Genomic DNA, 26618 nt, shown 5'->3' with positions numbered 1-26618 from the left:
GATGGAGATCAATCTCGGTGACTTCCATTTCCTGCGACCGCTGTGGCTGATCCTCGCGCTGTTCGGTGCTGCATTGCCGCTGATCTGGCGCCGCAGCCGTGACCTGCAACGACGGCTGCGCGGCAACATCGCCGAGCATCTGTTGCCGCACTTGTTGATTACCCCACAGGATCATCAGCGGCTGCGGCCGGTGCATCTGCTGTGCGCAGTAATGATCCTTGGCGCGGTGGCAGCGGCCGGGCCGACCTGGGAGCAGGACCGCCCGGACTTTCTGCAGAACCGCGCGCCATTGATCGTCGCCGTGGACCTGTCGCCGTCGATGGACGCCAACGATGTGCAACCGACCCGACTGGAAGCGGCCAAACACAAACTTCACGACTTGATCCAGCGCCGTGCCGGTGCACGCACCGCATTGATCGCCTACGCCGGCAGCGCGCATCTGGTGCTGCCGCCAACGGATGATCCGGCGCTGCTCGACACGTTCATTCAAGCCCTCGGCACCGGGCTGATCGATAAGCCGGGCGAAGATGTCGGTGCGGTGATCGATCAAGCCAAGCGCCTGCTCAGTGCCGAGAAAACCCCGGGCAGCCTGCTGCTGCTCACCGACGGTGCTGACACCTCGCGACTCGACGGGCTCGACAAACGCCTGCACGACAGTCAGCTGCAAGTGTTGGTGCTGGCGGTTGGCAGCGAGGACGGCGGGGTTGTCCAGGGCGCCGGTGGCCAGCCGAAAATCGACAGCAATGGTCGTCCGATCCTCGGCAGCTTCGATCAGGCGGCGCTCAAACAACTGGCGTCGGCCGTCGATGCACCGCTCGGCAGCCTGACCCTGAATGACGATGATCTGAACTGGATCGAGCTGCACGCTCAGCAGCACTTTCAGAGTGCCAGCGCCGAACAGCGCGAACTGCACTGGAAAGACGCCGGATACTGGTTGTGCTGGCCGTTGCTGGTGCTGGCATTGTTCGGTGTGCGCAAGGGCTGGAGCGTGAACTGGATGCCGGCGCTCTTGCTCGCCGCAGGTCTTGGCTGGCCAGCGGCGCCGGCGCAGGCAAATGCCTTGAGCGACGCCTTCTTCACCCGTGATCAACAAGGGCGCTGGGCGTTCGAGCACGAACATTTTCCGCAAGCCGCGGCGTTGTTCGTCGACCCGTACTGGAAAGGCGTTGCGGCCTATCACGCCGCCGATTACGACCTCGCGCTGGCGACTTTCGCGCGGCTGGACACACCGCAAGCGTATTTCTATCTGGGCAATATTTATGTGCGGCGCTTCAAGTTCGATGAAGCCATCGCCGCCTACACCCAGGCGTTGAAGCTACAGCCGCAATTCCCGGAAGCGACGGCCAATCTGGCCTTGGCCCAGGCATTGCTCAAAGACACCGAAAGCGCAGAAAAGAATGCCCCGCAGACCAAGCCCGACGAGGTGAAATTCGACAAGGCACCGGGCAAGGGTCAGAGCAAAAAGGTTGAAACCGAACAGGCCGCGTCCGATGCGCTGTGGTTGCAAAACCTGACCACCTCACCGGCGAAGTTTCTCAAGCAGAAGTTCAACTTGCAGGATCAGGCGGGGGCCAAGCCATGATCCCTTTGAACCGAGTAATGGCAATCGCGAGCAGGCTCACTCCTACAGGGGACGCGCACTACACACAAAACCACTGTAGGAGTGAGCCTGCTCGCGATAGCGTCCGCCCACACACCACAACTCTTTTGGCTGCTCTCGCCGTCAGCCTGTTCACTGTCCAAGCCTTTGCAGCCGAACCGCAACTCAAGGTCCAGGCCCACCTGCAACCCGCCGAAGGCGCCATGGTCGGCGGCCTGGTCGAGCTGCAACTCGACGTCCTCACCGACACCTGGTTCACCAGCGCCGCCACCCTGCCCGAATTGAAACTCGACGGTGCACTGGTGATGCCACCGGACGGACAGGCCCAGCACCTCAATCAGACCATCGAGGGCCAGTCATTCAGCGGTTTGCGCTATAGCTACCTGATCACACCGAACGTCGCGCGCACTTTCGCCATCCCCGCCCTGACCGTAAGCGCCACGCCCGGTCAGGCGACAACGCAAATCAGCGCGCAGAGCCAACCCGTGCAATTCAGCGCGGCACAACCGCCCGGTTTCAAACCGGGGGAAACCCCGTTGGTGGCCAACGCTGTGCGGTTTACCCAGACTGTCACGCACTCGGCCAACCCGCTGAAAGTCGGCGACAGCATTACCCGCCAACTGACCCTGCAAGCAGACGGCGCACTGGCCATGGCCTTGCCCATACCGACACTGGATGATGCCGCCGGGCTGGGCCGCTATACCAAAACCCCGCAAGTCAGCAGCCTCGATGACGGTCGCGGCGATATCCTCGGCGGGCAGCGTGTCGACAGCGTGACTTACCGTATCGACCAGGCTGGCTCGCACACCTTGCCGGCCATCGAGGTGAAATGGTGGGATGCCAGCAGCCGGCAATTGCGCACCACGCAAGTCCCGGCGGTTACGTTCGAGGCCGTCGCTGACACGGCTTACAAACCGGTGTTTTCGATCGCCGAAGACCTCAGGCAGCTCGGTCAGAATCGCCTGCACGTTTCCACCCGCTGGTTGCTGTGGCTGAGCTTACTGGCGGTGGCCATTGGTGCCATTTATCTGCTGCGCCCTGCCCTCAGCCGTGCCCGCCAGCAATGGCAAGCGCGCAAGCTCGCGCGGCAAGTGGCCTGGCAGCAATCGGCGGACTGCGCCTGGCAACAAATCGCCCCGCAACTCGACGCCAGACCGCCACAGTTGAGCGCCTTATACCTGTGGCTGCGGCGCAGTCGACTGGGGCTGAAACTGGTTGATGCCGGCCCGCGCCTGCAAGGACTGTTACGTGGCCTTTACGGCCGCGAACCCACCACCGAGCAAACACTCGTTCAATTGCGCCAATCGTTGACTACGCTTCACAGTCAGGCCGAGCAGCAGCAGGCGAAACCGGCCTCGGCCCTGCGCCCGCTCAACCCCGTTCACGAGAAGGATTTCCCATGACGAACCCGCCGCAGCACCGTCAACGCTTCAATCTGGCGCTGTTGTTTGCGCTCGCTCTGCCGCTGCTGGCCCAGGCCAGTGAGCCGTTGCCATCGTGGAACGACGGCCCGGCAAAAAAAAGCATCATCGAATTCGTCCAGGCCGTCACCGACCAGACCAGCAAGGACTTCGTCAAACCCGCCGAGCGCATCGCCGTGTTCGACAACGACGGCACCCTGTGGAGCGAGCAACCGGCGTACTTCGAATTGCTCTTCGCCTTCGACGAGGTCAAGCGCACCGCCGCGCAGCACCCGGAATGGAAAACCACGCAGCCGTTCAAGGCCGTGCTGGAAAACGACCACAAGGCCTTGGCCGCTTCCGGCATGGACGGCTTGCTGAAAATCGTCGGTGCCACTCACACCGGCATGACCACCGAAGCGTTCGATGACTACGCCAAGACCTGGCTGAGCCAGGCGCGTCATCCGAAAACCGGCAAGCCCTACACCGAAATGATCTTCCAGCCGATGCTGGAGATGCTCGATTACCTGCGCAGCCAGGACTTCAAGACCTACATCGTCTCCGGCGGCGACACCGGGTTCATGCGTGCCTTCGCCGAAAAGGTCTATGGCATCCCGCCGGAACAGGTGATCGGCACCACGTTCATTACTTCATTTCAATACAAGGACGGCAGAGCCTCGATCGTGCGGACGCCAAAACTGGCGCACAACGACGACGGCGCGGGCAAACCGGAAAGCATTGATGCGGTGATCGGTCGCCGGCCGATCCTCGCCTTTGGCAACTCCGACGGTGACCTGCAAATGCTCCAGTGGACCGCCGCCGGTTCCGGCAAACGTTTGATGGGCCTGGTGCATCACACCGACGCCAAGCGCGAGTGGGCCTATGACCGCAAATCCGATATCGGGCGCCTCGACAAGGCTCTCGACGAAGCGAATTCCCGTGGCTGGACCGTGGTGGACATGGCGTCCGAATGGTGCCGGATTTACCCCTTCGAACCGCCGGCAACCGAGCAGGTGCAATAAGAAAAAAGCGTGCTGCAGGACTGCAATAAACGTAAGTCGCAATAAACGACCCCCGCGAAAAGGAGCAAGTCAGATGACTCGCATACGCAAGTGGCTACCGAAACTCGCCCTGGTGGCGACCTCGGTGATGGCGCTGTCGGCAACCGCCACAGCGGCTGAAAAACCCAACATTCTGGTGATCTTCGGCGATGACATCGGCCAGACCAACATCAGTGCCTATTCCATGGGCGTGGTGGGGTACAAGACGCCGAACATCGACCGAATCGCCAAAGAAGGCATGATGTTCACCGATTACTACGCGGAGAACAGCTGTACGGCTGGACGATCGTCGTTCATCACCGGGCAGACGCCACTGCGTACCGGGCTGTCGAAAGTCGGCATTCCAGGCGCTCCGGTAGGCCTGCAAAAACGTGACATCACCATTGCCCAGGCACTCAAGTCGCAAGGTTATGCGACCGGGCAGTTCGGCAAGAACCACTTGGGCGACAAAGACGAATACCTGCCGACCAACCACGGTTTCGACGAGTTCTTCGGCAACCTGTACCACCTCAATGCGGAAGAGGAACCTGAGCGCCCGTACTGGCCAAAAGATGACGCTGAGTTCGTCAAGGCCGTTTCGCCCCGTGGCGTGATTCACAGCTTCGCCGACGGCAAGATTGAAGACACCGGCGCGCTGACCACCAAGCGCATGGAAACCATCGACGACGAAACCACGGCGGCGGCACAAGCGTTCATCGAGAAACAGGCCAAGGCGGACAAACCGTTCTTCGTCTGGATGAACACCACGCGCATGCACCTTTACACCCACGTGCGTGATTCGATGAAGGGCCAGAGCGGCATGCCCGGCAACGAATACGCAGACGGCATGCTCGAGCACGACGGCGACGTCGGCAAACTGCTGAAAACTCTCGATGACCTGAAAATCACCGACAACACCATCGTCGTCTACACCACCGACAACGGCCCGAACCAGTTCTCCTGGCCGGACGCGGCGACCACGCCGTTCCGTAACGAGAAAAACTCCAACTGGGAAGGCGCCTACCGCGTACCGGCGATGGTTCGCTGGCCGGGCAAGATCAAACCGGGTGAAGTCACCAACGAAATGTTCTCGGGCCTGGACTGGTTCCCGACCTTGCTCGCGGCGGCCGGTGACGCCGATGTCACCAACAAGTTGCTCAAAGGCTGGGCGCCGACCTCTGGCGGTACCAGCTTCAAGGTGCATCTGGACGGTTACAACCAATTGCCTTTCCTGACCGGCCAAAGCCCTAAGAGTGAGCGCAAAGAGTTCTACTACTTCAACGACGACGGCGTACTGGTGTCGATGCGCTATGGCAACTGGAAAGCGGTGTTCTGCGAACAACGTGCACCGGGGGGCTTCAAGGTCTGGAGCGAACCGTTCGTGTGTCTGCGCGTACCGAAAATCTTCAACCTGCGCATGGACCCGTATGAACGTGCTGATACCGTTTCCGATCAGTACTACGACTGGACCACCAAAAACGTTTATCTGACCGAGATGGCGGTGATGAAGTCGGCGGCGTTCCTGCAGACCTTCGTCGAGTATCCACCGAGCCAGAAACCGGCCAGCTTCAGTATTGACCAGATCCGCGCTGCGGTTGACGCGAAAATCGCTGAAAAAATGAAAGCTGCACAGTAAGACTGCAAGACTGCCGCCCGCCCTCACCGGCGGGCGGCCTCTATCCCAAACCGGACGTAGCCCTTGTAGGAGCTGCCGCAGGCTGCGATCTTTTGATCTTTGTTTTTTAGATCAAGATCAAAAGATCGCAGCCTGCGGCAGCTCCTACAGGGGGTGGCCGGTTATTTTGTATAAGGCAATTCGTATGTCCTCACGTATCGCCAGCAAGCCGTCGGCCGTACCCGTCTCGCTATCGGCCGCTCCGGCGCTGATCATTCCCGCCCTGCTGCTGTGCATCTCCGGTGCTGCTGCGCTGGTCTATCAGGTGTTGTGGATCAAGCAACTGTCATTGGTGGTCGGCGTCGAGGTGTATGCGATCACCACCGGCATCAGCGCGTTTTTTGCCGGGCTGGCGATCGGTGGCTGGCTGTTCGGACGCTTTGCCGATCGCTTGCAGCAGCCGGTGTTGTTGTACGCCGGGCTGGAGGTGTTGGTGGCGATTCTTGGCGTAGGTGCAACGGTTGCCATGAGCCTGGCAGCCAGTCCATTTGCCTGGCTGCAAAGTCATGTCGGCCTGCTGGCCTGGCTGCTGCCATTTGCGCTGGTGGGCATTCCGGCGGTGCTGATGGGCGGCACGTTGCCGGTGCTGGTGCGTTCATTGGCGACTGACCCAGGCAAGGCCGGTGGTCAGTTGTATGCGGCGAATACTCTGGGCGCGATTGTCGGCACGTTGCTCGCCGCGTTTGTGTTGATCGCCACGCTCGGCGTGCGTGGCAGCGCGCTGTTTGCGGCGATGCTCAACCTGCTGGCCGCCATTGGCGCGTTGTGGTTCGCGCGGCAACATCCCTTGCCGGTGGCAGCCCCGAGCAAACCGCACAGCGAGAAAGCCACGGATCGCACCGCACTCTGGTTGTATGCCATCGCCGGTGGCGTGGCGCTGGGGTATGAGGTGGTCTGGTCGCAATCGATCGTGCAGTTCATGAGCACCCGCACCTATGCGTTTGCCGTGGTGCTGGCGACTTACCTGACCGGTCTGTTTATCGGCAGCGCCCTGCTCGCCCGTCGCGTGGAGCGCATTCGTGATCCGTGGGGGGTGTTCGGCCTGCTGATCGCCGGCGCCGGACTGGTCGCCCTGCTGGAAATCGCCCTGCTCGGCCGCTGGCTAGTCCTCGCCCAGACCCAGACCGAAATGTGGTTGCTGAGCCTGGGCGTCAGCGAACTGGCGGGCATGAGCGCACGCTTCGCCGTGGCGGCGCTGTGCATCGTGTTTGTCCCGACGTTGCTGCTGGGCGCGGCGTTTCCGCTGGCCCTGCGCCTGAGCGTCGGCCATGAGCGTGTCGGGCGCGATGTCGGTGCGGTGGTGGCGTTCAATACCTTGGGCGGAATTGTCGGGGTGATGCTCTGTGGCTTCCTGCTGATTCCGCTGCTGGGGCTGGTGCGGACCTTGGGTCTGCTGGCGATCATCGCGGCGGGTGTCGGCTACTGTGCCGTGCGCAAAGGCCACCACGTGAAGAAAGGTCGGCGCCAGCTCGTCGTCACTCTGGGGCTGGTCTCGGTTGCCGTGGCCCTGCTGACCCCGGTCGACAAACTCGCCAGCCTGTTGCCCGGTGCGCGCAACGGCACGCTGGCATTCTACGAAGAAGGCCGTGGCGGCACCGTCGCAGTGGTCGCACAAGGTCGCGGCGAGAACAACTTCCATCGCCTGTACATTCAGGGAGTGTCGAACACCGGTGACGCCATGCCGTCGTTGCGCTACATGCGCATTCAGGCGCTGCTGCCGCTGCTGATCCACAACGGCGAACCGCGCTCGACGCTGGTGATCGGTTTCGGCACCGGCATCACCGCCGGTGCGATGCTGCGCTATCCGGGGCTGGAACACCGGGTGGTCGCCGAGCTGCTGCCATCGGTGGTTAAAGCGGCGCCGTTGTTCAAGGGTAACTTCAATGCCGCCAGCGATCCCGGTGTCGATGTACGCCTGCGCGATGGCCGCCAGGAACTGCTGCGCAGCGCCCAGACTTACGACCTGATCACCCTTGAACCGCCACCGCCCTCCGCTGCCGGCGTGGTCAATCTGTATTCGCGGGACTTCTATCAACTGGCGGCCAGTCGCCTTGAGGAAAAAGGCATCGTCGCGCAATGGCTGCCATTGCCGACGCAGAACATCGATGACTCGCGTTCCCTGGTGCGCAGCTTCCTCGACGTATTCCCGTATGCCTCGCTGTGGACCAGCGAGTTCCACGAGATGCTGCTAGTCGGTTCGATGACACCAATGCAACTGGATGCAGCGAAGATCACCGAGCGTTTCCAACAGGACAGCGTACGCAGCACCTTGCAGGATGTCGGCATCGGTTCGGCCGCTGCGCTAATGGCGACCTGGGTCACCGATCGCGCAGGCCTGGAACGCTTCGCTGCTGATGCCCCCGCCGTGACTGACGACCAACCGAGGATCGAATACGCGCCGTGGGTGCGCAGCAAGGAGATCACCCGCGTGCTGCCGGCGTTGCTGGATTTGTATCAGGCGCCGCCGCTGGTGAACGCCGATGCCGGGTTCACAGAGCGCATGGAAACCCATCGCCAGCGTCTGATGCAGTTTTATCGGGCGAGCCTGCATGCGTATGACGGCGATCGGGATGCGTGGGGGCGGGATATGCGCGAGGTGATGCGCTGGGATGGCGGCAATCCGTATTACCGCTGGTTTACCGGGCAATGATGTAGCGCCCTTGCGAATGCCATCGCGGGCAAGCCCGCTCCCACAGGGATTTGTGTTGTGAATGTGATTATTGATTCACAGCGATCCATGTGGGAGCGGGCTTGCCCGCGATGAGGCCATCAGCCTCGATGCATTATTTGGATTCAGACTTCAGTTTCAGATACATCTGATGCATGTCACTCGCCCAGCCGTCGATCACGGCTTTGACATCATCGGCCGTCAATGCCTGCGTGTCATTTTCCAACGGTTTGCCGGTGCCTTTGCGCACCACTTGAGACACCACCTTGTTGCTGCCGCCATCGAGAAAGACCGCTTCAGTGGCCAGGGTGGTTTCCTGATCGCGGATGCCACTGGCAGTGCTGACTGCAGCAGCAACCAAGGCAATCGGGATCACTTCATACGCATGCAGGCCTTCAGTCTTGCTGCTCACCGCAGTAATTGCCGGGCGAATCACGATCACCCCGGGCCCAGGGCCGGCGGCCAGTGGCAGCGATTTGCTCAGCTCACGCTTGAGCGCCTGATCGTAGTAGCTGGTGATGCCGTTGAGGGTCTGCTGGGAAATTTTCGCGGTCGGTTGCGGTTTCGGATACAGCTGGCTCGGCTCGACGTAGACGCTGGTGAACTTGCTGATATCGACCTTGGGATCAATCCAGCGCATGACCTCGGCGCCAGAAGGTGACTTGGCTTCCTTCAGTTGGCTGTAGTCCTTGAGAAACCCTGAGTAATCCTCGGGAGCGACGGTTTTACTGGAACAACCCACTACGCCAAGGGTAGCGATGCACAGCGTGCCCATCATTACTGCTAGCTTCATGCTGTAACTCCTGTCAGACGGCCGAAAACTTTTATAGAACGGGAGTTACAGGTATAGCTAAATCCTCAGTAAATGCGATTGCACATTAAAACATTCACGCGCACCTGCGCAGCGGATCACAACCGTCATTTGACAGACGCACGCGAGACGGCAAAGCTGCACCGAGCTTGAACGCACGCCAGACGGCAAATGCACCTGGACTACGGAAGTCGCAATGCCCAAGCATAAAAATAAAACAGCACAACCTGACCCTGATTCGTCTCGACCTTCTTTTTTTTCGCGCTACGTGTTCCCCCTCACCATCGGTGTGCTGCTGGCCGCCGTGGCGGGCATCGGCTGGTTTCTGTTCAGCCCTGCACCGGTGCCGGTCAAGGCGCCGCCGATCACTGCGCCCGCACCAGCTCCTGCTCCAGCCAAGCCCGAAGCGGTGGCGCTGAAGCCGGCAACGATGGTCGACGAGCAACAATGCCAGGGCTGCCACAACGAGCAGGTCAAGGACTGGCAAGGCTCGCATCACCAATTGGCGATGCAAGCGGCAAACACCGAGACGATGCTCGGCGACTTCAACAACGTCACCTTCAAGGCGGAAAAAGACACCACGCGCTTCTCGCGCAAGGGCGATGAGTTCTGGGTCAACACGCCCGGCATCGACGGCAAGAATGCCGACTTCAAAGTGGCCTACACCTTCGGCATCGCGCCGCTGCAGCAATACCTGCTCGACGTCGGCGAAGGTCGCCTGCAAGCCCTCGGTGTGGCGTGGGATACCGAGAAGCACCGCTGGTTTCATCTCTATCCCGGCCAGGGCGTGAACTTCAAGAATCCACTGCACTGGAGCAAGCCAAGCCAGAACGCCAACTTCATGTGCGTCGAATGCCATACCACCGGTTTCAAGCGCAATTTCGATGCCGCGAGCAATACCTTCAACAGCCAGTGGAACAGCCTCGGGGTTGGTTGCCAGGCTTGCCACGGTGCGGCATCCAATCACCTCGAATGGACGAAGAAAAAAGGCGACCTGATCCACCAGGGTTTCGACGTCGATCTCAAAGATAAAAACGCCACGGTGGAAATCGAAACTTGCGCCCGCTGCCACGCACGCCGCGCACCGCTGGGCGATGGCTACACCGTCGGCAAACGGCTGATGGACGATTACCTGCCGAGCACCCTCACCCGAGAACTGTATGCGCTGGACGGCAAGATCAAGGACGAAGTGTTCGAGCACGGCTCATTCCTGCAAAGCAAAATGTTCGACAAGGGCGTGCGTTGCAGCAATTGCCACAACCCGCACAGCAACGAACTGAAAGCACCGGGTAACGCGGTGTGCCTGCAATGTCACAACACCGCCGGCAAAACCTCGGTCGAAGGCGTGGATGGCAAAGGCCTGCAAGCAAAAAACTACGACTCCATTGAACACACCCGCCACACCTTGGGGCAGCCCGGTTCGCAATGCGTGGATTGCCACATGCCCGGCAAGTTCTATATGGGCAACGATTTGCGCCACGACCACAGTTTCAGCATTCCCAACCCGGAACGCGCGCAGAAGCTCGGCACACCGGACGCCTGCCTGACCTGCCATCAAGGCAAGGCCGGCGACAAGGTCACGGCGAAGTTCAAATTGTGGAGCGCTTCTACCGCCCCGCAGGCACCGCGTTACGACGAAAGTCTGTGGCTGATTCGCAATGGTCAACCCGGCGCCGCCGATGCGCTGTATGAGCAGTTGCAGCGCAGCGATCTGCCAGCGATTCAGCGGGCGACATTGCTGGCAGAGTTGCCGCTGTATCCGAGCGAGCAGGCCCTGAAACTGGCGACTCAGGCCCTGAAAAACCCACAGCCGCAGGTTCGTGAAAGCGCGGTGCGGGCGATCAGCGCGTTCTTGCCGCCACCGGAACGCGCGCCGTTGTTATCGCCGCTGCTGGGCGATCCGGTGAAAGCGGTGCGTATTGTCGCGGCGCGGGACTTGCTCGGGGTCGCCCGCAGCAACGCGCTCGGCGCAGCGCAAGCCCACTGGGAGTCGGCAATTGCCGAGTACGAAGCAGTGCAGAAAAGTCTTCTGGAACGCGCCGAGGCCAATCTGAATCTGGCCATGCTGTATCAGGCCAGCGGTCGTGGCTCGGAAGTCGAAGACTTGCTGCGCGCAGCCCTCAAGCGCGACCCGGATTTCTACCCGGCACTGGTCACACTGGTGCAGTGGCTGGAAGCCAATGGTCGCGGGCAAGAGGCGCAAAAGCTGCTGCAGGACAGTCTCAAGGAACACCCGGACGCCGCTCTGTTGCAGCACACCCAAGGCCTGTCGCTGATCCGCGCCGGCAAGCCTGGCGAGGCCATGTCAGCGCTGAAAAAAGCCGCGCAACTGGAGCCACAGAACGCGCAGTACGGCTACGTGCTCGCGGTGGCATTGCATGAAAGTGGCAAGGTCGATGAGGCGTGCGAAATACTCGAAGGCCTGCTCAAGGTTCAGCCGGCGAACCGCAACGCGCGGCTGTCGCTGATCCAGTGGTACCTCGACAGCGGGCAAGAGCCGAAGGCGCAGGTGCTGCTGCAAGGCTGGAAGAAAATGAACATGGGCGACCCGGCCCTGAAATAAAACCCTTGGCCCGCAATGTTCAATGTAGGAGCTGCCGCAGGCTGCGATCTTTTGATTTTGGGACGCCGAGCGACCTCGGCGGCATTCCCACGCAGAGCGTGGGAACGATCAATCGCAGCCTGCGGCAGCGCCTACAGGTTCAGCGCAGATTTACCAGGAGGAGGTTTCGCCACTGCGCAATGCCATCTCGCGGCGGCTGTTGATGTGCATCGCCTTGATCAACGACACCGTGCCCACCAGCAAAATCGCCGCCCCCAAGAGGAAATCGATGTTGTACAGCTGGAAGTCCTGCACCGGACCGATCAGCAATACCCGCACGATCGCAGCGCCCAACAGCGTGGCAAGAAAGTCGATCCCCGGCTCATTACGGTAGAACACCAGCAACAACGGCAGGCACAGCACCAGCAGCAGCAACAGCACAACCACCTTGAACGAACCCTTGCGCTCGACACTGAACGCGCATTCGTGCGGCCCGTACGCTTTGTAGTCGTCGTCGCGGATCATCGAGTTTTTCTCGTTGATGTAGTCGACGCGGTTGTACTTCTGGATCGGCGTAAAGGTGTTGGACATCTCCATCAGCGTGGTGATGTTCTTGAAGCGCAGGTCGATGCGCTCGCTGCCCTTGAGGTAATAGAGCACCGGTTTGTAGCCGTAGCGATAGGTGTCGAACGGAAATTCGGTGACCTGGCCCTGCACGCCGATCGGGCGTGGCTCAAGCTCGGCGGAGGCGCTTTTGTTGGTGGCGGACAAGTTGCGGCTCAGTGGCTGCAGCTTGACCTGCTCAAGGAAGATCGGCGTGACGCCGTACGACCACTGCAACGGCTCCAGGCGCAGACGCAGCTCGTTGCGGCCCAGGTCATATCGGTTGAAGGTGCGTTCCGAGACCACCAGCGAACCGCTGAGCATGAACTCGCCGCGCAGGTTGTTGGTGACGCGCAAGGTCAACTGATCCTTGCCCAGCAGCGCTGCTTCAGTGGACGGCGGTGTGCCGCACCACGCGGTGCTTTCGCCGACACCGCCAAGCTGGCCGCCGCTGTTTTCCTTGAATACGTAAAAGTAACTGGCCCACAGCGTCAGCAGCAAAAGAAACGCTGTGAGGCCGAGAATTTTTTTGCCCGGACTCACTGATCAGACTCCCTTCTTCGGTTCCATCGTCCAGCCGAAAACCCGCTGGCGACGGCGACTCTACCAAAAGGCCATCAGTGACCCAAGGGAAAATGCCTGATTTGTCAGGTTTCTAGGGGTTTCCCCGGTGTACATCGAAGATCAAAAGATCGCAGCCTGCGGCAGCTCCTACACGCGATCCACTGCAGGAGCTGCCGCAGGCTGCGATCTTTTTTAACCGTCAACGCCGACGAAAAAGCGGACGCGGCTCGATCACCGAACGCCCATACAACACGCTCATGCCCGCCAATCCTTTCAGCGCATCCTCAGCCGATTTGTCCTCACGCACCGCAAAACTGTCAAACCCGCACTGGCGCATATGGCTGAGCTGATCACGCAGCACATCACCAATCGCGCGCAACTCCCCGGCCCACCCGAACCGACTGCGCAGCAGATACGCCTGACTATAGGCGCGGCCATCGCGAAAACTTGGAAAATCCAGTGCGATCAACGGCAGCGACGCCAGCCACGGCACCAGGCTTTCCACCTCATCGTCCGGGCCGAGCCACACGGCGTGGGTCGAGGGTGACTCCAGCCAGTGTGTCAGCGGCAACATCAGCAAACCTTGCGGCCTCGGCATCGAGGGCTCACGTACCAGCGTCCATGGATCATCCGTCACGATCCGCGCCACGCCCTGCTCCAGCCGCAACAGATTGTTCATGCTGTCGCCTCCAGCGTCTTCGGATAGACCCGCTCCTTGAATGGCTCCAGGCCGATCCGCGCAACGGTGTCGACGAACAATTCCTCGTGCTCGCGATAGCGGACAAACGTGCCGATGATCCGCTCGATCACCTGCGGCACTTCAGCGGCGCTGAACGACGGGCCGATGACTTTGCCCAACGCACTGTTTTTGCCTTGGGCGCCGCCGAGGGTGATCTGGTACCACTCGCTGCCGTTTTTATCGACACCGAGAATGCCGATGTTGCCGATGTGGTGATGGCCACAGGCGTTTATGCAGCCGGAGATGTTCAGGCTGATATCACCCAGATCGTGCAGGTAATCGAGGTTGTCGAAACGCGCCTGAATCGCCTGGGCGATCGGGATCGACTTGGCGTTGGCCAACGCACAGAAATCACCGCCGGGGCAGGCAATGATGTCGGTGAGCAAGCCGACGTTGGCGCTGCCCAGATCGTGTTTGCACGCCAGTTGCCACAGCGCAAACAGCTCGGATTTGGGCACATCCGGCAGGACAATGTTCTGCTCATGGGCAATGCGGATCTCGCCAAAACCAAAGCGCTGCGACCAGTCGGCCACCGCCAGCATCTGCCCGCCCGTCACGTCCCCCGGTGGCGCCGCCATGCCCGGTTTGGTCGACAGCACCACGCTGGTGTAGCCGGGCACTTTATGCGGCTGCACATTGCGCGCGACCCAACGGGCAAACGCCGGGCTCTCGGCCAGGTGCGTGCCGAAGTCCAGATCCGTGCCGGCCAGTGCACGATAGTCCGGCGGCACGAAGGCGCTGGCGACGCGCTGATATTCAGCCTCGGTCAACTGCGCCGGGCCATCCTTGAGGTGCTGCCATTCCTCTTCGACTTCGTTGGCGAACGCCTCGATGCCCAGCGCCTTGACCAGTATCTTGATCCGCGCCTTGTACTTGTTGTCGCGCCGGCCATGGCGGTTGTACACGCGCAAAACGGCCTCGACGTAAGACAGCAAATGCTGCCACGGCAAGCCTTCGCGAATCTGCAAGCCGAGGATCGGCGTACGCCCCAGACCGCCGCCAACGATGACCCGCAGCAACATCTGCCCGTCGCGGCCAGGATAAAGATACAGGCCGATGTCATGCATCATGATCGCCGCGCGATCCTGCTTCGCCGAGCAAATGGCGATCTTGAATTTGCGTGGCAGAAACAGGAATTCCGGATTGATCGTCGACCACTGCCGCAGAATCTCGGCCAGCGGGCGCGGGTCGATCAATTCGTCTGCCGCCACCCCGGCGAAGGCTTCGGTGGTGATGTTGCGCACGCAGTTGCCGGAGGTCTGGATCGCGTGCATGTTGACCTGCGCGAGGCGTTCGAGGATGTCCGGTACCTCGGCCAGTTCGATCCAGTTGAACTGCATGTTCTGCCGCGTGGTGAAGTGGCCGTAACCGCGATCGTAATCGCTGGCGATGCTCGCCAAGGTGCGCATCTGCTCGGCGCTCAACGTGCCGTAGGGAATCGCCACCCGCAGCATGTAGGCGTGCTTCTGCATGTACAGGCCGTTTTGCAGGCGCAGCGGCAGAAACTCTTCTTCGCTCAACTCCCCGGCCAGGAAGCGCTCGACCTGATCGCGAAACTGCGCAACGCGCTCGAACACCAGCGCCCGGTCGTAATCATCGTATTGATACATGCCACTGCCACCTCATCAGGACGCACACAATTCCTGTAGGCCTTCGCCTGGTCGCGATAGCGGTGTGTCAGGCAACTGCTGTTGACTGACACACCGCTATCGCGACCAGGCGAAGGCCTACAGATTTTGATAGCACTATGCCGATGCAGCGCAGCACGTTACAGATTCACCTGAAGCGATAAAAACCATATCAGGGCGCGGCAGAACGCCGCAGCCAGCACTTCAATCTGATCCGCACAAATGAAAGATTCCTGAGCCTGTTTTGTTTCTGGTGGGGTTTCTACAGTGCAGCTCATGCCAGACCGGGTGGCCTGGCAAGACTTTGCAACCGTGGATGAACTGACCATGAGCACAGCAACAATCGGACAGGCTTACAACTACAAGGTCGTCCGCCAATTCGTCATCGCGACGATTTTCTGGGGTGTGGTGGGGATGGCGATGGGGGTTTTGATCGCCTCGCAACTGGTGTGGCCAGAGATGAACCTCGACCTGCCGTGGACCACCTTCGGCCGCTTGCGCCCTTTGCACACCAGCCTGGTGATTTTTGGCTTCGCCGGCAGCGCGCAATTCGCCGCCAGTTACTACGCGGTGCAGCGTACCTGTCAGGTGCGGCTGTATTCCGACACCCTCGCCGCGTTCACTTTCTGGGGCTGGCAATCGGTGATCGTGATCATGCTGATCACCCTGCCGCTGGGCTGCACCACCACCAAGGAATACGCCGAGATCGAATTCTCTGGCGCGGTGTGGATGGCCGTGGTCTGGGTCGCCTACGCCGTGGTGTTCTTCACCACCGTGGTGCAGCGCAAGACCAAGCACATCTACGTCGGCAACTGGTTTTTCGGCGCGTTCATTCTGGTGATCGCCATGCTCCACGTGGTCAATCACCTGTCGATTCCGGTGGACTGGTTCAAGTCGTATCCAGTGTATTCCGGCGCCACCGATGCGATGGTGCAGTGGTGGTACGGGCACAACGCGGTGGGCTTCTTCTTGACCACCGGTTTCCTCGGGATGATGTATTACTTCGTGCCGAAACAGGTCAACCGCCCGGTGTATTCGTATCGGTTGTCGATCGTGCATTTCTGGGCGCTGATCACCCTGTACATCTGGGCCGGCCCGCATCACTTGCACTACACCGCGCTGCCGGACTGGGCACAGTCACTGGGCATGGCGATGTCGCTGATCCTGCTCGCGCCGAGCTGGGGCGGGATGATCAACGGCATGATGACCTTGTCCGGCGCCTGGCATAAGTTGCGCACCGACCCGATCCTGCGCTTCCTCGTGCTGTCGCTGGCGTTCTACGGCATGTCGACCTTCGAAGGGCCGATGATGGCGATCAAAACGGTCAATGCCCTCTCCCACTACACCGACTGGACCATCGGCCACGTACACGCCGGCGCCTTGGGCTGGGTGGCAATGATCACTTTCGGCGCGACCTATCACATGGTGCCGAAAGTCTTTGGCCGCGAGCAGATGTACAGCACGCCGCTGATCAACCTGCACTTCTGGCTGGCGACCATCGGCACGGTGTTGTACATCGCTTCGATGTGGGTCAACGGCATCACTCAGGGCCTGATGTGGCGGGCGATCAACGAGGACGGGACGCTGACCTATTCGTTCGTCGAAGCCCTGCAGGCCAGTCATCCAGGGTTCATCGTGCGCTTTGCCGGCGGGGTGTTCTTCCTCACGGGGATGTTGCTGATGGCCTACAACGTGTGGCGTACGGTGCGGGTTGCGGACGTCGCGCTGGCCCACCGTGAAGCACAGATCGCCTGAGGCAGGGAGCCACTCGTGATGGAGATTTTCTTTGATGTGTTGGGCGTGGTGTTTCTGTGGCTGGCGGTGGAGTACTGCTTGCGGCGGGAGACGGCGGACAGCCTGGATGAAGCAAGCATGGTGCCGTTTGCCGATGACCCGGAAGTAGCGCGGCGGGTTGAGCGGGCCACTGGTAAAACCGTAAACGCGGTGGCGCCAGAGGTGGCCAAACCCGGCTGGATCAACCTCGACATGTAATCCCCCCCCTGTAGGAGCTGCCGCAGGCTGCGATCGATCGTTCCCACGCTCTGCGTGGGAATGCAGCCGAGGACGCTCTGCGTCCCAAGATCAAAAGATCGCAGCCTGCGGCAGCTCCTACAGGCTTGCGTGCAAATTCAGGTTCTGGATCAGTTGCGGTCGCGCGGGATCAGGCTTTGCAATTGCTGCGCGAGGAAGTTCGCATCAAACACGAACGTGTCGGGATCTTTCAACCCGTTGGTCTTGCGCCATTGCCACTGACCGTCCGCCAACCCCACCAGCGAAATACTGCCGTACCGCGCCGCGGTCAGGCCCATCACTGCCAGTGAGATCTGGCCCGCGCTGCCCATCACATCGGGCACGAACTCCACCGGTTTGCCGGCAATCACGATGCTCAGCTTTTCGGTCTTGAAGGTCGAGGTTTCCACCGGCGTGCTCGGTCCGAAGGCGACATAGGCTTCACGGCTCACTTCCAGCAGATGAGGCGCCTGCACCGGTTCCAGCCACTGCTGAATCTGCGCAAACAGCTCAGCAATCCGCGCTGCCCATGTCGCCGACTGGGTCTCGAACAATTGTTTTTTGTGCGCTTCGCTTTCGGCGTAGTGACGAAGCATCTCGCCCAGTTGTTGTACGTCATTCATTGGAACGATCCTCGGGGAGCTTGCGAAGCTTGATAGTGGCAGATCGAGGGACGCCCGTACGTTAATCCTGCAAACGCCATTGTTCCCGGCAATGGCTCGCAGCGACGAACGGTATGGATTTCGGCACCTCCCCTGTCAGATCTGACAGTAGGCACAAAGCGCCACAGCGGATTAGATGACTGCTCAACGGCAGATAACGGGAGCGGGTGACATGGCAGGCGCAAATGGCGGTAAACCACGGTCGGACATTTTCCCCCCGAAAATCCCCGGTTCGATCCCATCAATCATCCATCCGGATAACCCAGACGTTGGCATTCCGCTTTCGCTGGATAAAGACGGCAACATCGTTCTGCTGATCGAGCCCTGGTCATCCCAGGCCGAGAATGACAACGCGGAAGTGTTACTTAACGGCTCCAATACGGCGGACGCCAGCAAAGTCATCGGAGCAGGTGAAGAGAACAAATCATTCCCTCTGAATTTTCCAACCACCAAGCTCGCGAACGGCATCAACCTGATGCGCTTGCGCGTGACAAGACCCCCCCAACAACCCGAAACCTCTCTCGACCTGAAAATTCTCTTCCACACACCGCGCCCTGGCAGCGAAGTGACAGGTTCCGGCGACAACCCAAACCTGATCATGACACTACCGGCCGATGTGGTTGCCAATGGAGTCAATGCCGATCGCGCCAGTCAGGGCGTGGATGTCAAACTGCAATACATTCATATGCGCCTGGGCGATGTCATTACGCTCTACCTTGACGGCAAACCCGGCGACAAAAAACACACCGTGACCGCTGCCGAAGCCACTGCCCAGCAAATCGTCATCACACTGACCACCGCTGATTTCTGGCAGGACAATCCTCAGTTCGCATTGCGCTTCAGGGTGACGGACGTCATTGGCAACTCCTCAGGCCCGAATGCCATCTGGTCGCGGACAACCCTCATCGACGTCCACGTCAAACGCGTCGACCTCGACCTGACCGCCCCGAAAGTGCTGGAAGCCAAGGACGCAAATGGCACGGTCATCAATTTCGAGCGCGACTTCTATCGAGAGGATTTCGCCACTGTCGAGGTTGCGTACACCGGCTCCAACACCGGGCAACGCGTCAAAGCCATATTCGCCGGTCGTAATTTCAGATGGATCAGTGATGTCCAGACAGTCAACACGCCTGGGCAAATCCTGCCCTTCAAAGTGCCGCGACTGGAAGTGGTCGACAGCATCCGCAGCAATGCAAAGGTTTCGTATACGGTCCAGTTGCCAGGTACCACCACCGACGTCCCTTCCAAGGAGCTCGATCTTCGAATCACAGCGCAAAAACACGCCCTCCCGGAACCGACTCTGAACGCTGCCAAGACCAATCTGCGAATTTATTACCCGACGCTTGAAGCCACTTACAAATACCGGATCGCGCTGCACGGTGTCACCACCCGTTATGGCGACGAGTTGTACATCGGGCAGGCGAATTACACCGATGTTGCGGTTCCGTCGGCGTGGCTCACGGAGAACCGGGGGAAGGACGTGTTGTTCAACTACACGCTAAAACGTGTGGGCAGCACTGATCCCATCATTTTTTCGTGGTGCCTGCGAGTCACGCTGTAACGGTACTCGACCACGCGCAAATCGCTCACTGAAAGTCTCTGCAAACGTTGTCCCACCACGACAAGGAATTCGTCATGCGTAAAATATTCGGTTTACTGGTTATCGCTTTATTGGCCGGGTGCGTACAGACCGCGACCCAACCGCCCGAGATCGTCAGCACCCGCGACATTCAAGTCCTCGATGGCGCCGCTGTCGCGACAGAGCTCACCCGGCTTTACGGGCTGACATCCGCCAACTGCAATGGCATTGATTCGCGACCAGCCTTTCTCTGTTCAGGCGTGACTCTGAGGGTCACCGAGAAAGATCCGGCCCAGAAGTACAAGGTCTGGGATCCCAGCCCCACCTCTGTGAAAAGTGGCGGCGTGTCCTTTTCCTATCTACGCAAGGATGCCAACTTCGGGCGCCTGGCATGGGGGAACAATAACGGCTATATCATCTTTCCGATCTTCGGCGCCCCCAAGGAAAAATACGATCTCGACTACCTGTGCGCTTATCCATATGACGCCTGGACAACAACCCGCAACACCAATGCCGTCTGCGTTGCTCACCCTGACTACCCCACCCAGAGCCGACTTTGCCAAAACGCTGGCGTAACCACCGCAGAGCAATGGTATACGGTCTGGTCAATACCCGGTGGCAACCCCAACCAGCGTCAATGCGCCTTCGACGTCAGTGATGGTCGCAATCACCTGGCAGCGCCGGCCTTCTATCAATCCATACGCGCCAGAGGCCTGGCAGGCGTCAGTGGCGTCAATGAACACAACGAACTGCTGGTCAAGACCTGGTGCGACCCGACCTCGACCGATCCGAAAAAGTCCTGCACGCAAAGTGCCCCCCCGAATCAGTTTCCGCTCATGGCCTTCTTCTATATCTACGGTGGGGACAACAAAGGCCTGGCCGACGCCCAATACAACCAGAAGGATTTTCATAATTCGACCAACCCGAAAATCGTCGTGCCGATCATTCGTCTGACCCCCTCTGCCGCGAATATCGGCACCGCCACGTTCACCTACGATGCAGCCGATCAGGCGGTGACGCAATGAGCCGCTCCCGCACGTTTGCAAATGGCCTGATGTACGCGGCGGCAAGCATCGGTTTGCTCATGGGGCTCGGTTCAGTTGCACAGGCGCAAGCGCTGAAAACGGCCTCCGACCGCACCTCGATCACCGTTGTGCGCTGCGATAGATACATTCAAAGCGCCAAGTGGGTTTACCGGGACCACCAATGGTCGTTTGCGATTACACCGACGCCCTGCGGCCGTGAAACCCAACCCGACTCGACACCGTTTCTGTGGGATGAACTGACGCGCGACTACTCCAACAGCCGCTATTGGGCCAACACCCATGGCATGCGCCATCAGGTGATTTGCCATCTGGCGATCGCTCGCGACAAACCGGAATGGTTTATCGAACCAGGTCGTCCGGATGTCGGCTACGACAAAACCTTGGCAGCAGGTTGCAACCACACGGAGCCGTTGCCGGAGCCCGCACCATGACACTTGGGTAAAAGATCAGCGATACAGTTGATTGGCGCTGGCAACACGCGTTGAACACATGGACACTGCGGGCAGACCCGGACATACCCACCGGGTCATTGCCCGAGGAATTTCAATGCGTACCATCGGCCTGATCGGCGGCATGAGCTGGGAGTCCAGCGCTGAATACTATCGACTGATCAATCAGCAAGTGCGCGACTGCCTCGGGCCACTGCGCTCTGCACAGCTATTGATGTACAGCGTCGACTTCGGCCCGGTCGAACAAGCCCAGCACGCCGGGCGCTGGGACGATGCCACAGCGATTCTGGTGGACGCCGCCCGCAGGCTGCAAGCAGGCGGTGCAGAGTGCGTGGTGCTGTGTACCAACACCATGCACAAGGTCGCGGAGCAGATTCAGGCGGCGATCGCCATTCCGTTTCTGCACATTGCCGAACCGGCCGCCCAGGCGGCGCTGGATATCGAAGCACGGACCGTTGGGCTGCTGGGGACTGCATTCACCATGGAGCAGGACTTCCTCAAGCAGCGCTTGATTGCCCGGGGTTTGACCGTGTTGATACCGGACGACGCCGAGCGCAGGGACGTACACCGGATCATTTATGAAGAACTCTGCGTGGGCGTCATCAGCGAGACATCGCGCCAGACCTACCGGCAGGTGATTGAATCGCTGACCGCGCGCGGTGCTCAAGCGATCATTCTCGGCTGCACGGAAATCGGCCTGCTGATCAAACCCGAACACAGCGCTGTGCCCCTGCTCGACACCACCGAGCTGCATGCGCAGTCGGCGGTGGCGTTCGCCTTGGGCGACTGATTCAGGCTTTGGCGACGTGGCGCAAGCGCGCCATGCTCAAGGTGTCCACCCATTGCCCGTCGCGCACCGCGTAGTCACGGAACAGCCCCTCGGTCTCGAAGCCGAATTTACGGTAGAGACCGATCGCCGCCTCGTTATCGGCGTACACCGACAGTTCGACGCGGTGCAGATTCATCCAGTTGTCGGCCACCTCCAGCGCCGCCGCCAGCAACCGGGAACCGACCCCTTTACGCTGCCATGCCACGGCGACACCCATGCCGATACTGCCGGCGTGGCTGCGCCGGATCCGTGAATAGTTTTCCAGCCCGAGATTGCCAATCACCACGCCCTGATGCAGCGCCACCAGTTGCACCACTCGCTCATTGTCCGGCATCACGCGTTTGCGCCAAACCTCGGTGGACTGAAACGGCATTTGCAGCACCTGCCGAGTCACGAACGGATCGTTGTACAGCGCAGTGATGCCCTCGACGTGGCTTTCGTTGAAACGCGCGATATGAATGGCGTCGTTGTGTTCAGGCATGGCAGGTCCTTCCGTGGTCGCTGTGTGGCCGACCACTCTAAACCGTAACCTCAAACCCGCACAAACAGCAGGTGCTGCCGAAGGCCGCGATAGTTTGATCCGACTTCTGAAAAATCAAGACTCTCAACTCAAAACAGTTCACTGCCGGGCACAAACTCGCCCCACCTGTCAGACCTGACAGGTGCATTCCCCCGCAAAAAACGCTTTGATAAGTCCTGCCGCGCATACACAGGAGCGTCCTTCAGTGACCACACCCGATACGTTCGTCGTCAGCATTTTTTACCCGCCAAGGGTCAAGGGCCAGACCACTCCCGTCGAAGGCGCACATATCGGTGTGCCGCTGAACGCCTACGACCTGGTCAGTGATGGCAAAGGTGCCGAGGTCAAGGTCGATCCGCCATTGTCAGGCACACTCAAATCAGGTGATGTCATGACCCTGTGGCTGCAAGGACAAGCCGCCTTGCTAAGCGCACAAACGGTTGAGGACCCGGACGCGTGTATTTTTCTGCGTATTCCCACCGGTCGGTTACAGCCGGACCGGGTCAACGAGCTGTATTACACGGTCGAGCGCAAGCGCCAGCACATCGGCACTTCCGAACCTGCATTGAGGGTTCTTTACAACGCCATCCGCCCAGGCCTGAAACATCAAACGCGCTACCCGGGCGGACACTCCGAACTGGCCCTGGTGCTTCCCGACGCCATCAAAAACGGCGTCGGCGCAGATTTCGTCAGCGCGCAGCTCCGCGTGTCCTACCCCTACTGCCGCGCCTATGACCGCATCAGCCTGAAATGCAACGATGAACACCTCAACGTCAGCGTGAGCAAAGACGAAGCGCCGCAGCCGCCGAACCCCGGTTCGGCGGCACCTACAAGCATTCTCCTGACTGTCGACCGCGCGTTTCTCGACAAGGCCAGGCGTGTGGATCGCACACTCAGCTTCTCCTTCACCGTCACCGATCAACTGGGTAACGGTCCGGACCCCGATACGCCGTGGTCGTCCGTGCAGACGGTTGACGAAAACCTCGGCGGTCACTGATTGCCAGGTGACTGACGCCGGCGTCGGGCAACCCCGACCGGCTTCACGCCTGAAACCACTCCCGGCGCTCGTTGAAGGTGTGGTGGATCAGCTCGATCAGGGTTTGCACTTCGGGTACCCGCTCGGATTCGGCATTCACCGCCAGCCATGCCTGTAACTGCATGGGTTCGTCGAACAAGCCTGGCAACGCCACCAGTCCCCGATCAAAGCGACTCATGTAGGTCGGCAGCAAACCGATGCACGCGCTGCAGCGGATCATTTCCAGCATCAGTTCGTAGGATTGCATTTGCACCACGCCGGCCAGCCGTTGTTCAACCAGCGTATTCCAGGGGCGAAAGCTGTCGATCTGTCGATCATGTTGCCATTGCACCAGCATGAAATCGGCCAGATCGTCGGTAGTGTCCGGGCGCGCGGTGACGCGGGAGTAGCGTTTGGCGATGTGCGGCAGATAGTCCAGGCGCGCCAGGCGCTGCGCTGCACCCGTTGCGAAGGTCGGGCCGGGATGCGGGGTTTCACCGTGGGCCAGCCAGAGCACGACATCGGCGCTGACCGCGCGCAAGGACAACTCGCTGTCCAGCGCAATAATGTCCAGACGCACACTGGCGTTGCGGCGCAGCAAAGCGATCAGATCACGGCCGAGGATGTCATGCAGGATCGATTCGGCGACGGCCAGGCGAATCAGCGGTTGTTCGACCACCGGCAATGTGCGCTCGTGGGCCAACGCCACCAGTCTGGCCTGCAATTGCTGACCTTCTCGGGTCAGGCTCAGGGCACTGCCCTGAAAGCTGAACAACGAGTGCTGCAGGTCTTGTTCGAGCTGCGCCAGTTGTTTGCGCAGCAGGGTCGAACGCACGTTGAGGCTGCGCGCGGCCTGCATGAAGCAGCCGCAGCGGGCGCTCACCAGAAAATATTGCGCAATCTCGGCATCAATCGTTGCGGCATGCTCCAGCCAGCCATCGCCTTTGTCCTGCGCCCAACGATACTCGGCGCTGCCCTGTCGTCCTGCGGGTTCGGTGAATGACATCGATGACTCCCTGTCGATCTTTGTATGTATCGTTAAGCAGCTCCCCTGTAGGAGTGAGCCTGCTCGCGATAGCGGTGGGTCAGGTTAGTCAATGTCAACTGACAGACCGCTATCGCGAGCAGGCTCACTCCTACAGGGGGCAATGTGTTTCAGTTGCTTAGGACTTTGTTGAGTTCGGCGCCGTCGATGCTCAGCGTGGCGGTGTTGAGCATGCCGTCCAGGTAGGCCTGGGCGATCTGTTCCTGACGCTGGCCGCGCAGGGCCTGGGTCAGTTGATCGCGCAATTCATCAAGGCTCGCCGTGCGCGCCGGTTGTTGCTCGGTGAGTTTGATCACGTGAAACCCGGCAGCACTTTGCACGGGCTCGGAAACGGCGCCGACCTTGAGCCGAGCAACGGCGCCACGTACTTCCGGCACCAGTTGTTGCAACGGCTGCAAACCGCTATCACCGCCGCGTTCAGCGGTCACTCGGTCCTGCGAATATTGAGTCGCCAGTGCAGCAAATTCCGCCGGCGTCGCCTGAGCTTTTTTGCTCAACTCCGTAGCCTGTTTGCGCACCGCTTCCAGCGCTTGCGGATCGCTCACCCCGAGGAAAATCTGACTGACCCGGTACAACGCCGGGGTCTGCCAATTCGACTTTCCGGCGTCATAGGCCTGCTGCAATTCAGCCGCACTCGGGTAGTCCTTGGGCACTTCGCTGACCGAACGCAAGTAATCACGAAAGACGATCTGCTCGGTGGCTGCACGAGTCTGCCGCGCCACATCTGGACGCTGTGCCCAGCCTTGCGCATCAGCCTGTTCCAGCACCGCTTTCTCGGCCAGACGCGTGCGAATCCAGCGTTCCAGCGCTTCACGATTACCGCGCAATTGCTCGCGGGTTTCCGGTGGAACTGTCGCCAGCAATGCCTGCAATTCCTCAGGCGACACCTGCTGATTACCCAGACGCGCCACCGCTGGCCCCGTAGCAACCGCCGCCAGCGGCGACGATTGCTGCGCGGCGACCGGGTCACTGCCCGGTCGCACCACCAGCGCCACGGCCACCACCAACAGCGCCACCGCAGCGGCGCTGATCACCATGGCAGGCTTTTTCACAGCGCGACTTCCTCTTGCTCGGCGACGGCGACTTTCGCGGTTTGCGCCGTACCGGCCTGAGTGAAATCACGCAGATAAACGATGAACTCCTGCAACAGGCGATCCCACAGTTCCAGATTGCCGCGCAGATGATCGTTGCTCACACCCGCGGCCACCACTACGTCCATTTCCATCACCAGAAACTCGCCCTGCAACGACAACCGCGCGAAACGGCGCGTGGCGTTCCACTGCTCGGCCACTCCCTTGGGCAACTCACCCTGTACGCGCAGTGCACAGCTGAAGGTGAAATCGACGTAGCTGCCCTGCTCCACCGCCGGATTGCCGAAACGCACGGCGTAACCAATGCCCTGGCTGGCGCTGAGCAACTGGACGATGCCGTTCTGCTCGGTTTCGTTGACGCGATAACCGGCGGTTTGCAGGACTTCGGTCAGGGATTTTGGCGATACGTGGGTGATCAATTGAGTCATCGTTTCTTCCTTGTTTATCCGTCTTTTAAATCAGTGCGAGAGCGCGGCTTGCGGCGCGTCGAATTGAGTCTTGTAAAGGTCATCACCGAAACCTTGGGCCAGTTCATCGAACTTGACCCGGGCGCTGCCCGCGAAGGGCTGGCGGATCTTCATTACCTCGGCCACATCGATGTTTTCGTAGGCGGTGAGGATCTGTTTGGCGACGCCGTACATCTGCTGATTCTTGACTGAACATTGCTGCACTTGTGTGTCACGTTCAGTCAATTGCGCTTGAAGCTTAGACCGTTCTGCCTCTTTGGCACGGGCCATGACCAACAGCTCGTCATAGGCTTTTTTGAACTTGCCGGTCTGCTCGGCGCTGGCCGCCACTTGCGCCTGCGCCTGGCTGTGCAGGCTCTGTTGCTGCCCGGCGAGTTGCTCGGCGACGCCTTTGGCTTTGGCCAGTTCGGCGGTCAATTGCTTGATCTGCGCCTGCGCCGCCTTGACCTCGTTCTGTGCCGCCAATTGCGCGGCGCTGGCCTGGGCCTGCTGGCTTTGCAGGGCCTGCAACTGCTGGGCGGTGCTGCGCAACTGGGTACGCAAGCGCTCTTCCATGCCTTCGGCACTCGCCCCGGTGGCGATCAACAACCCAAGCCCAAGCGATAACAAACGCGTTTTCATAACCCTCTCCCGGC

General features: G+C 60.2%; 23 protein-coding genes. 13 read left to right on the top strand and 10 right to left on the bottom strand.

Features of this window, described 5'->3' with window-relative positions; all coding sequences use genetic code 11:
* Position 1 precedes the first annotated feature (1 nt).
* From ACZZ0B_RS10320 to ACZZ0B_RS10300, 5 genes are all read left to right on the top strand, one after another.
* On the top strand, positions 2-1582 hold the full coding sequence (locus ACZZ0B_RS10320; RefSeq protein ID WP_463545091.1) for a VWA domain-containing protein: 1581 nt from the start codon (positions 2-4) through the stop codon (positions 1580-1582).
* Positions 1579-3003, top strand: coding sequence for a BatD family protein (locus ACZZ0B_RS10315; RefSeq protein WP_463545090.1), 1425 nt, complete (start codon positions 1579-1581; stop codon positions 3001-3003). Before ACZZ0B_RS10320 ends, ACZZ0B_RS10315 begins: the two co-directional genes overlap by 4 nt.
* Positions 3000-4022: an HAD family hydrolase gene (locus ACZZ0B_RS10310; RefSeq protein WP_463545089.1), complete on the top strand. Its 1023-nt coding sequence runs from the start codon at positions 3000-3002 to the stop codon at positions 4020-4022. Before ACZZ0B_RS10315 ends, ACZZ0B_RS10310 begins: the two co-directional genes overlap by 4 nt.
* 73 nt (positions 4023-4095) lie before the next feature.
* Positions 4096-5676 (top strand): arylsulfatase, encoded by a 1581-nt coding sequence (locus ACZZ0B_RS10305; protein WP_008079323.1) that lies wholly within the window; start codon positions 4096-4098, stop codon positions 5674-5676.
* A 184-nt stretch (positions 5677-5860) separates the two neighbouring features.
* Positions 5861-8365: a fused MFS/spermidine synthase gene (locus ACZZ0B_RS10300; protein WP_463545088.1), complete on the top strand. Its 2505-nt coding sequence runs from the start codon at positions 5861-5863 to the stop codon at positions 8363-8365.
* A gap of 133 nt (positions 8366-8498) precedes the next feature.
* Here the strand turns inward: ACZZ0B_RS10300 and ACZZ0B_RS10295 are convergent, their stop codons facing one another.
* Complete coding sequence (locus ACZZ0B_RS10295) at positions 8499-9176, bottom strand: DUF3313 domain-containing protein (RefSeq protein WP_463545087.1); 678 nt, start codon at positions 9174-9176, stop codon at positions 8499-8501.
* Between the two features lie 214 nt (positions 9177-9390).
* Here ACZZ0B_RS10295 and ACZZ0B_RS10290 point away from each other — a divergent pair, with 214 nt between their 5' ends.
* On the top strand, positions 9391-11757 hold the full coding sequence (locus ACZZ0B_RS10290) for a tetratricopeptide repeat protein (protein ID WP_463545086.1): 2367 nt from the start codon (positions 9391-9393) through the stop codon (positions 11755-11757).
* A gap of 150 nt (positions 11758-11907) precedes the next feature.
* On the opposite strand, the gene ACZZ0B_RS10285 is transcribed toward ACZZ0B_RS10290, so the two are convergent.
* The 3 genes from ACZZ0B_RS10285 to ACZZ0B_RS10275 all read right to left on the bottom strand — a co-directional run bounded on the left by ACZZ0B_RS10285 (position 11908) and on the right by ACZZ0B_RS10275 (position 15252).
* Positions 11908-12882 (bottom strand): hypothetical protein, encoded by a 975-nt coding sequence (locus tag ACZZ0B_RS10285; RefSeq protein WP_008079337.1) that lies wholly within the window; start codon positions 12880-12882, stop codon positions 11908-11910.
* Positions 12883-13102: 220 nt separating this feature from the next.
* Complete coding sequence (locus tag ACZZ0B_RS10280; protein ID WP_463545085.1) at positions 13103-13582, bottom strand: DUF934 domain-containing protein; 480 nt, start codon at positions 13580-13582, stop codon at positions 13103-13105.
* Entirely contained in the window at positions 13579-15252 is a 1674-nt protein-coding gene (locus ACZZ0B_RS10275) for a nitrite/sulfite reductase (RefSeq protein ID WP_463545084.1), read from the bottom strand. The genes ACZZ0B_RS10280 and ACZZ0B_RS10275 overlap by 4 nt, the downstream gene beginning before the upstream one ends.
* Before the next feature lie 345 nt (positions 15253-15597).
* Here ACZZ0B_RS10275 and ccoN point away from each other — a divergent pair, with 345 nt between their 5' ends.
* Positions 15598-17025 (top strand): cytochrome-c oxidase, cbb3-type subunit I, encoded by a 1428-nt coding sequence (gene ccoN, locus ACZZ0B_RS10270; RefSeq protein ID WP_463545083.1) that lies wholly within the window; start codon positions 15598-15600, stop codon positions 17023-17025.
* Between the two features lie 18 nt (positions 17026-17043).
* Entirely contained in the window at positions 17044-17262 is a 219-nt protein-coding gene (locus ACZZ0B_RS10265; protein ID WP_008081551.1) for a hypothetical protein, read from the top strand.
* A 149-nt stretch (positions 17263-17411) separates the two neighbouring features.
* On the opposite strand, the gene ACZZ0B_RS10260 is transcribed toward ACZZ0B_RS10265, so the two are convergent.
* The gene (locus ACZZ0B_RS10260; RefSeq protein WP_158834049.1) at positions 17412-17903 is read right to left on the bottom strand and encodes a hypothetical protein; all 492 of its coding nucleotides are present in this window, start codon (positions 17901-17903) and stop codon (positions 17412-17414) included.
* 211 nt (positions 17904-18114) lie between these two features.
* On the opposite strand from ACZZ0B_RS10260, the gene ACZZ0B_RS10255 reads away from it, so the two are divergent.
* The 4 genes from ACZZ0B_RS10255 to ACZZ0B_RS10240 all read left to right on the top strand — a co-directional run bounded on the left by ACZZ0B_RS10255 (position 18115) and on the right by ACZZ0B_RS10240 (position 21806).
* The gene (locus ACZZ0B_RS10255) at positions 18115-19503 is read left to right on the top strand and encodes a hypothetical protein (RefSeq protein WP_463545082.1); all 1389 of its coding nucleotides are present in this window, start codon (positions 18115-18117) and stop codon (positions 19501-19503) included.
* Positions 19504-19577: 74 nt separating this feature from the next.
* On the top strand, positions 19578-20546 hold the full coding sequence (locus tag ACZZ0B_RS10250) for a halovibrin HvnC (RefSeq protein ID WP_463545081.1): 969 nt from the start codon (positions 19578-19580) through the stop codon (positions 20544-20546).
* The gene (locus ACZZ0B_RS10245) at positions 20543-20998 is read left to right on the top strand and encodes a DUF2599 domain-containing protein (RefSeq protein ID WP_440094048.1); all 456 of its coding nucleotides are present in this window, start codon (positions 20543-20545) and stop codon (positions 20996-20998) included. The genes ACZZ0B_RS10250 and ACZZ0B_RS10245 overlap by 4 nt, the downstream gene beginning before the upstream one ends.
* Positions 20999-21113: 115 nt before the next feature.
* Entirely contained in the window at positions 21114-21806 is a 693-nt protein-coding gene (locus ACZZ0B_RS10240; RefSeq protein WP_463545080.1) for an aspartate/glutamate racemase family protein, read from the top strand.
* A 1-nt stretch (position 21807) separates the two neighbouring features.
* On the opposite strand, the gene ACZZ0B_RS10235 is transcribed toward ACZZ0B_RS10240, so the two are convergent.
* Positions 21808-22326, bottom strand: a complete 519-nt coding sequence (locus tag ACZZ0B_RS10235) for a GNAT family N-acetyltransferase (protein ID WP_440094052.1) — start codon at positions 22324-22326, stop codon at positions 21808-21810.
* A gap of 244 nt (positions 22327-22570) precedes the next feature.
* On the opposite strand from ACZZ0B_RS10235, the gene ACZZ0B_RS10230 reads away from it, so the two are divergent.
* Positions 22571-23362 carry a hypothetical protein gene (locus ACZZ0B_RS10230; protein ID WP_463545079.1) on the top strand — a complete coding sequence of 264 codons (792 nt, stop codon included), beginning with the start codon at positions 22571-22573 and terminating at the stop codon, positions 23360-23362.
* Between the two features lie 43 nt (positions 23363-23405).
* Here the strand turns inward: ACZZ0B_RS10230 and ACZZ0B_RS10225 are convergent, their stop codons facing one another.
* From ACZZ0B_RS10225 to ACZZ0B_RS10210, 4 genes are all read right to left on the bottom strand, one after another.
* Positions 23406-24386 carry a LysR substrate-binding domain-containing protein gene (locus ACZZ0B_RS10225; RefSeq protein WP_463545078.1) on the bottom strand — a complete coding sequence of 327 codons (981 nt, stop codon included), beginning with the start codon at positions 24384-24386 and terminating at the stop codon, positions 23406-23408.
* Positions 24387-24535: 149 nt separating this feature from the next.
* Complete coding sequence (locus ACZZ0B_RS10220; RefSeq protein WP_463545077.1) at positions 24536-25477, bottom strand: peptidylprolyl isomerase; 942 nt, start codon at positions 25475-25477, stop codon at positions 24536-24538.
* Entirely contained in the window at positions 25474-25944 is a 471-nt protein-coding gene (locus tag ACZZ0B_RS10215) for a YbjN domain-containing protein (protein ID WP_463545076.1), read from the bottom strand. Before ACZZ0B_RS10215 ends, ACZZ0B_RS10220 begins: the two co-directional genes overlap by 4 nt.
* A gap of 30 nt (positions 25945-25974) precedes the next feature.
* Positions 25975-26604, bottom strand: coding sequence for a hypothetical protein (locus ACZZ0B_RS10210; RefSeq protein WP_008081530.1), 630 nt, complete (start codon positions 26602-26604; stop codon positions 25975-25977).
* Positions 26605-26618: the final 14 nt, after the last annotated feature.

Source organism: Pseudomonas sp. AC247 (assembly GCF_979258015.1).
Note: the sequence above shows the minus strand (reverse complement) of the source record. Positions and strands in the feature narration are given on the sequence as shown.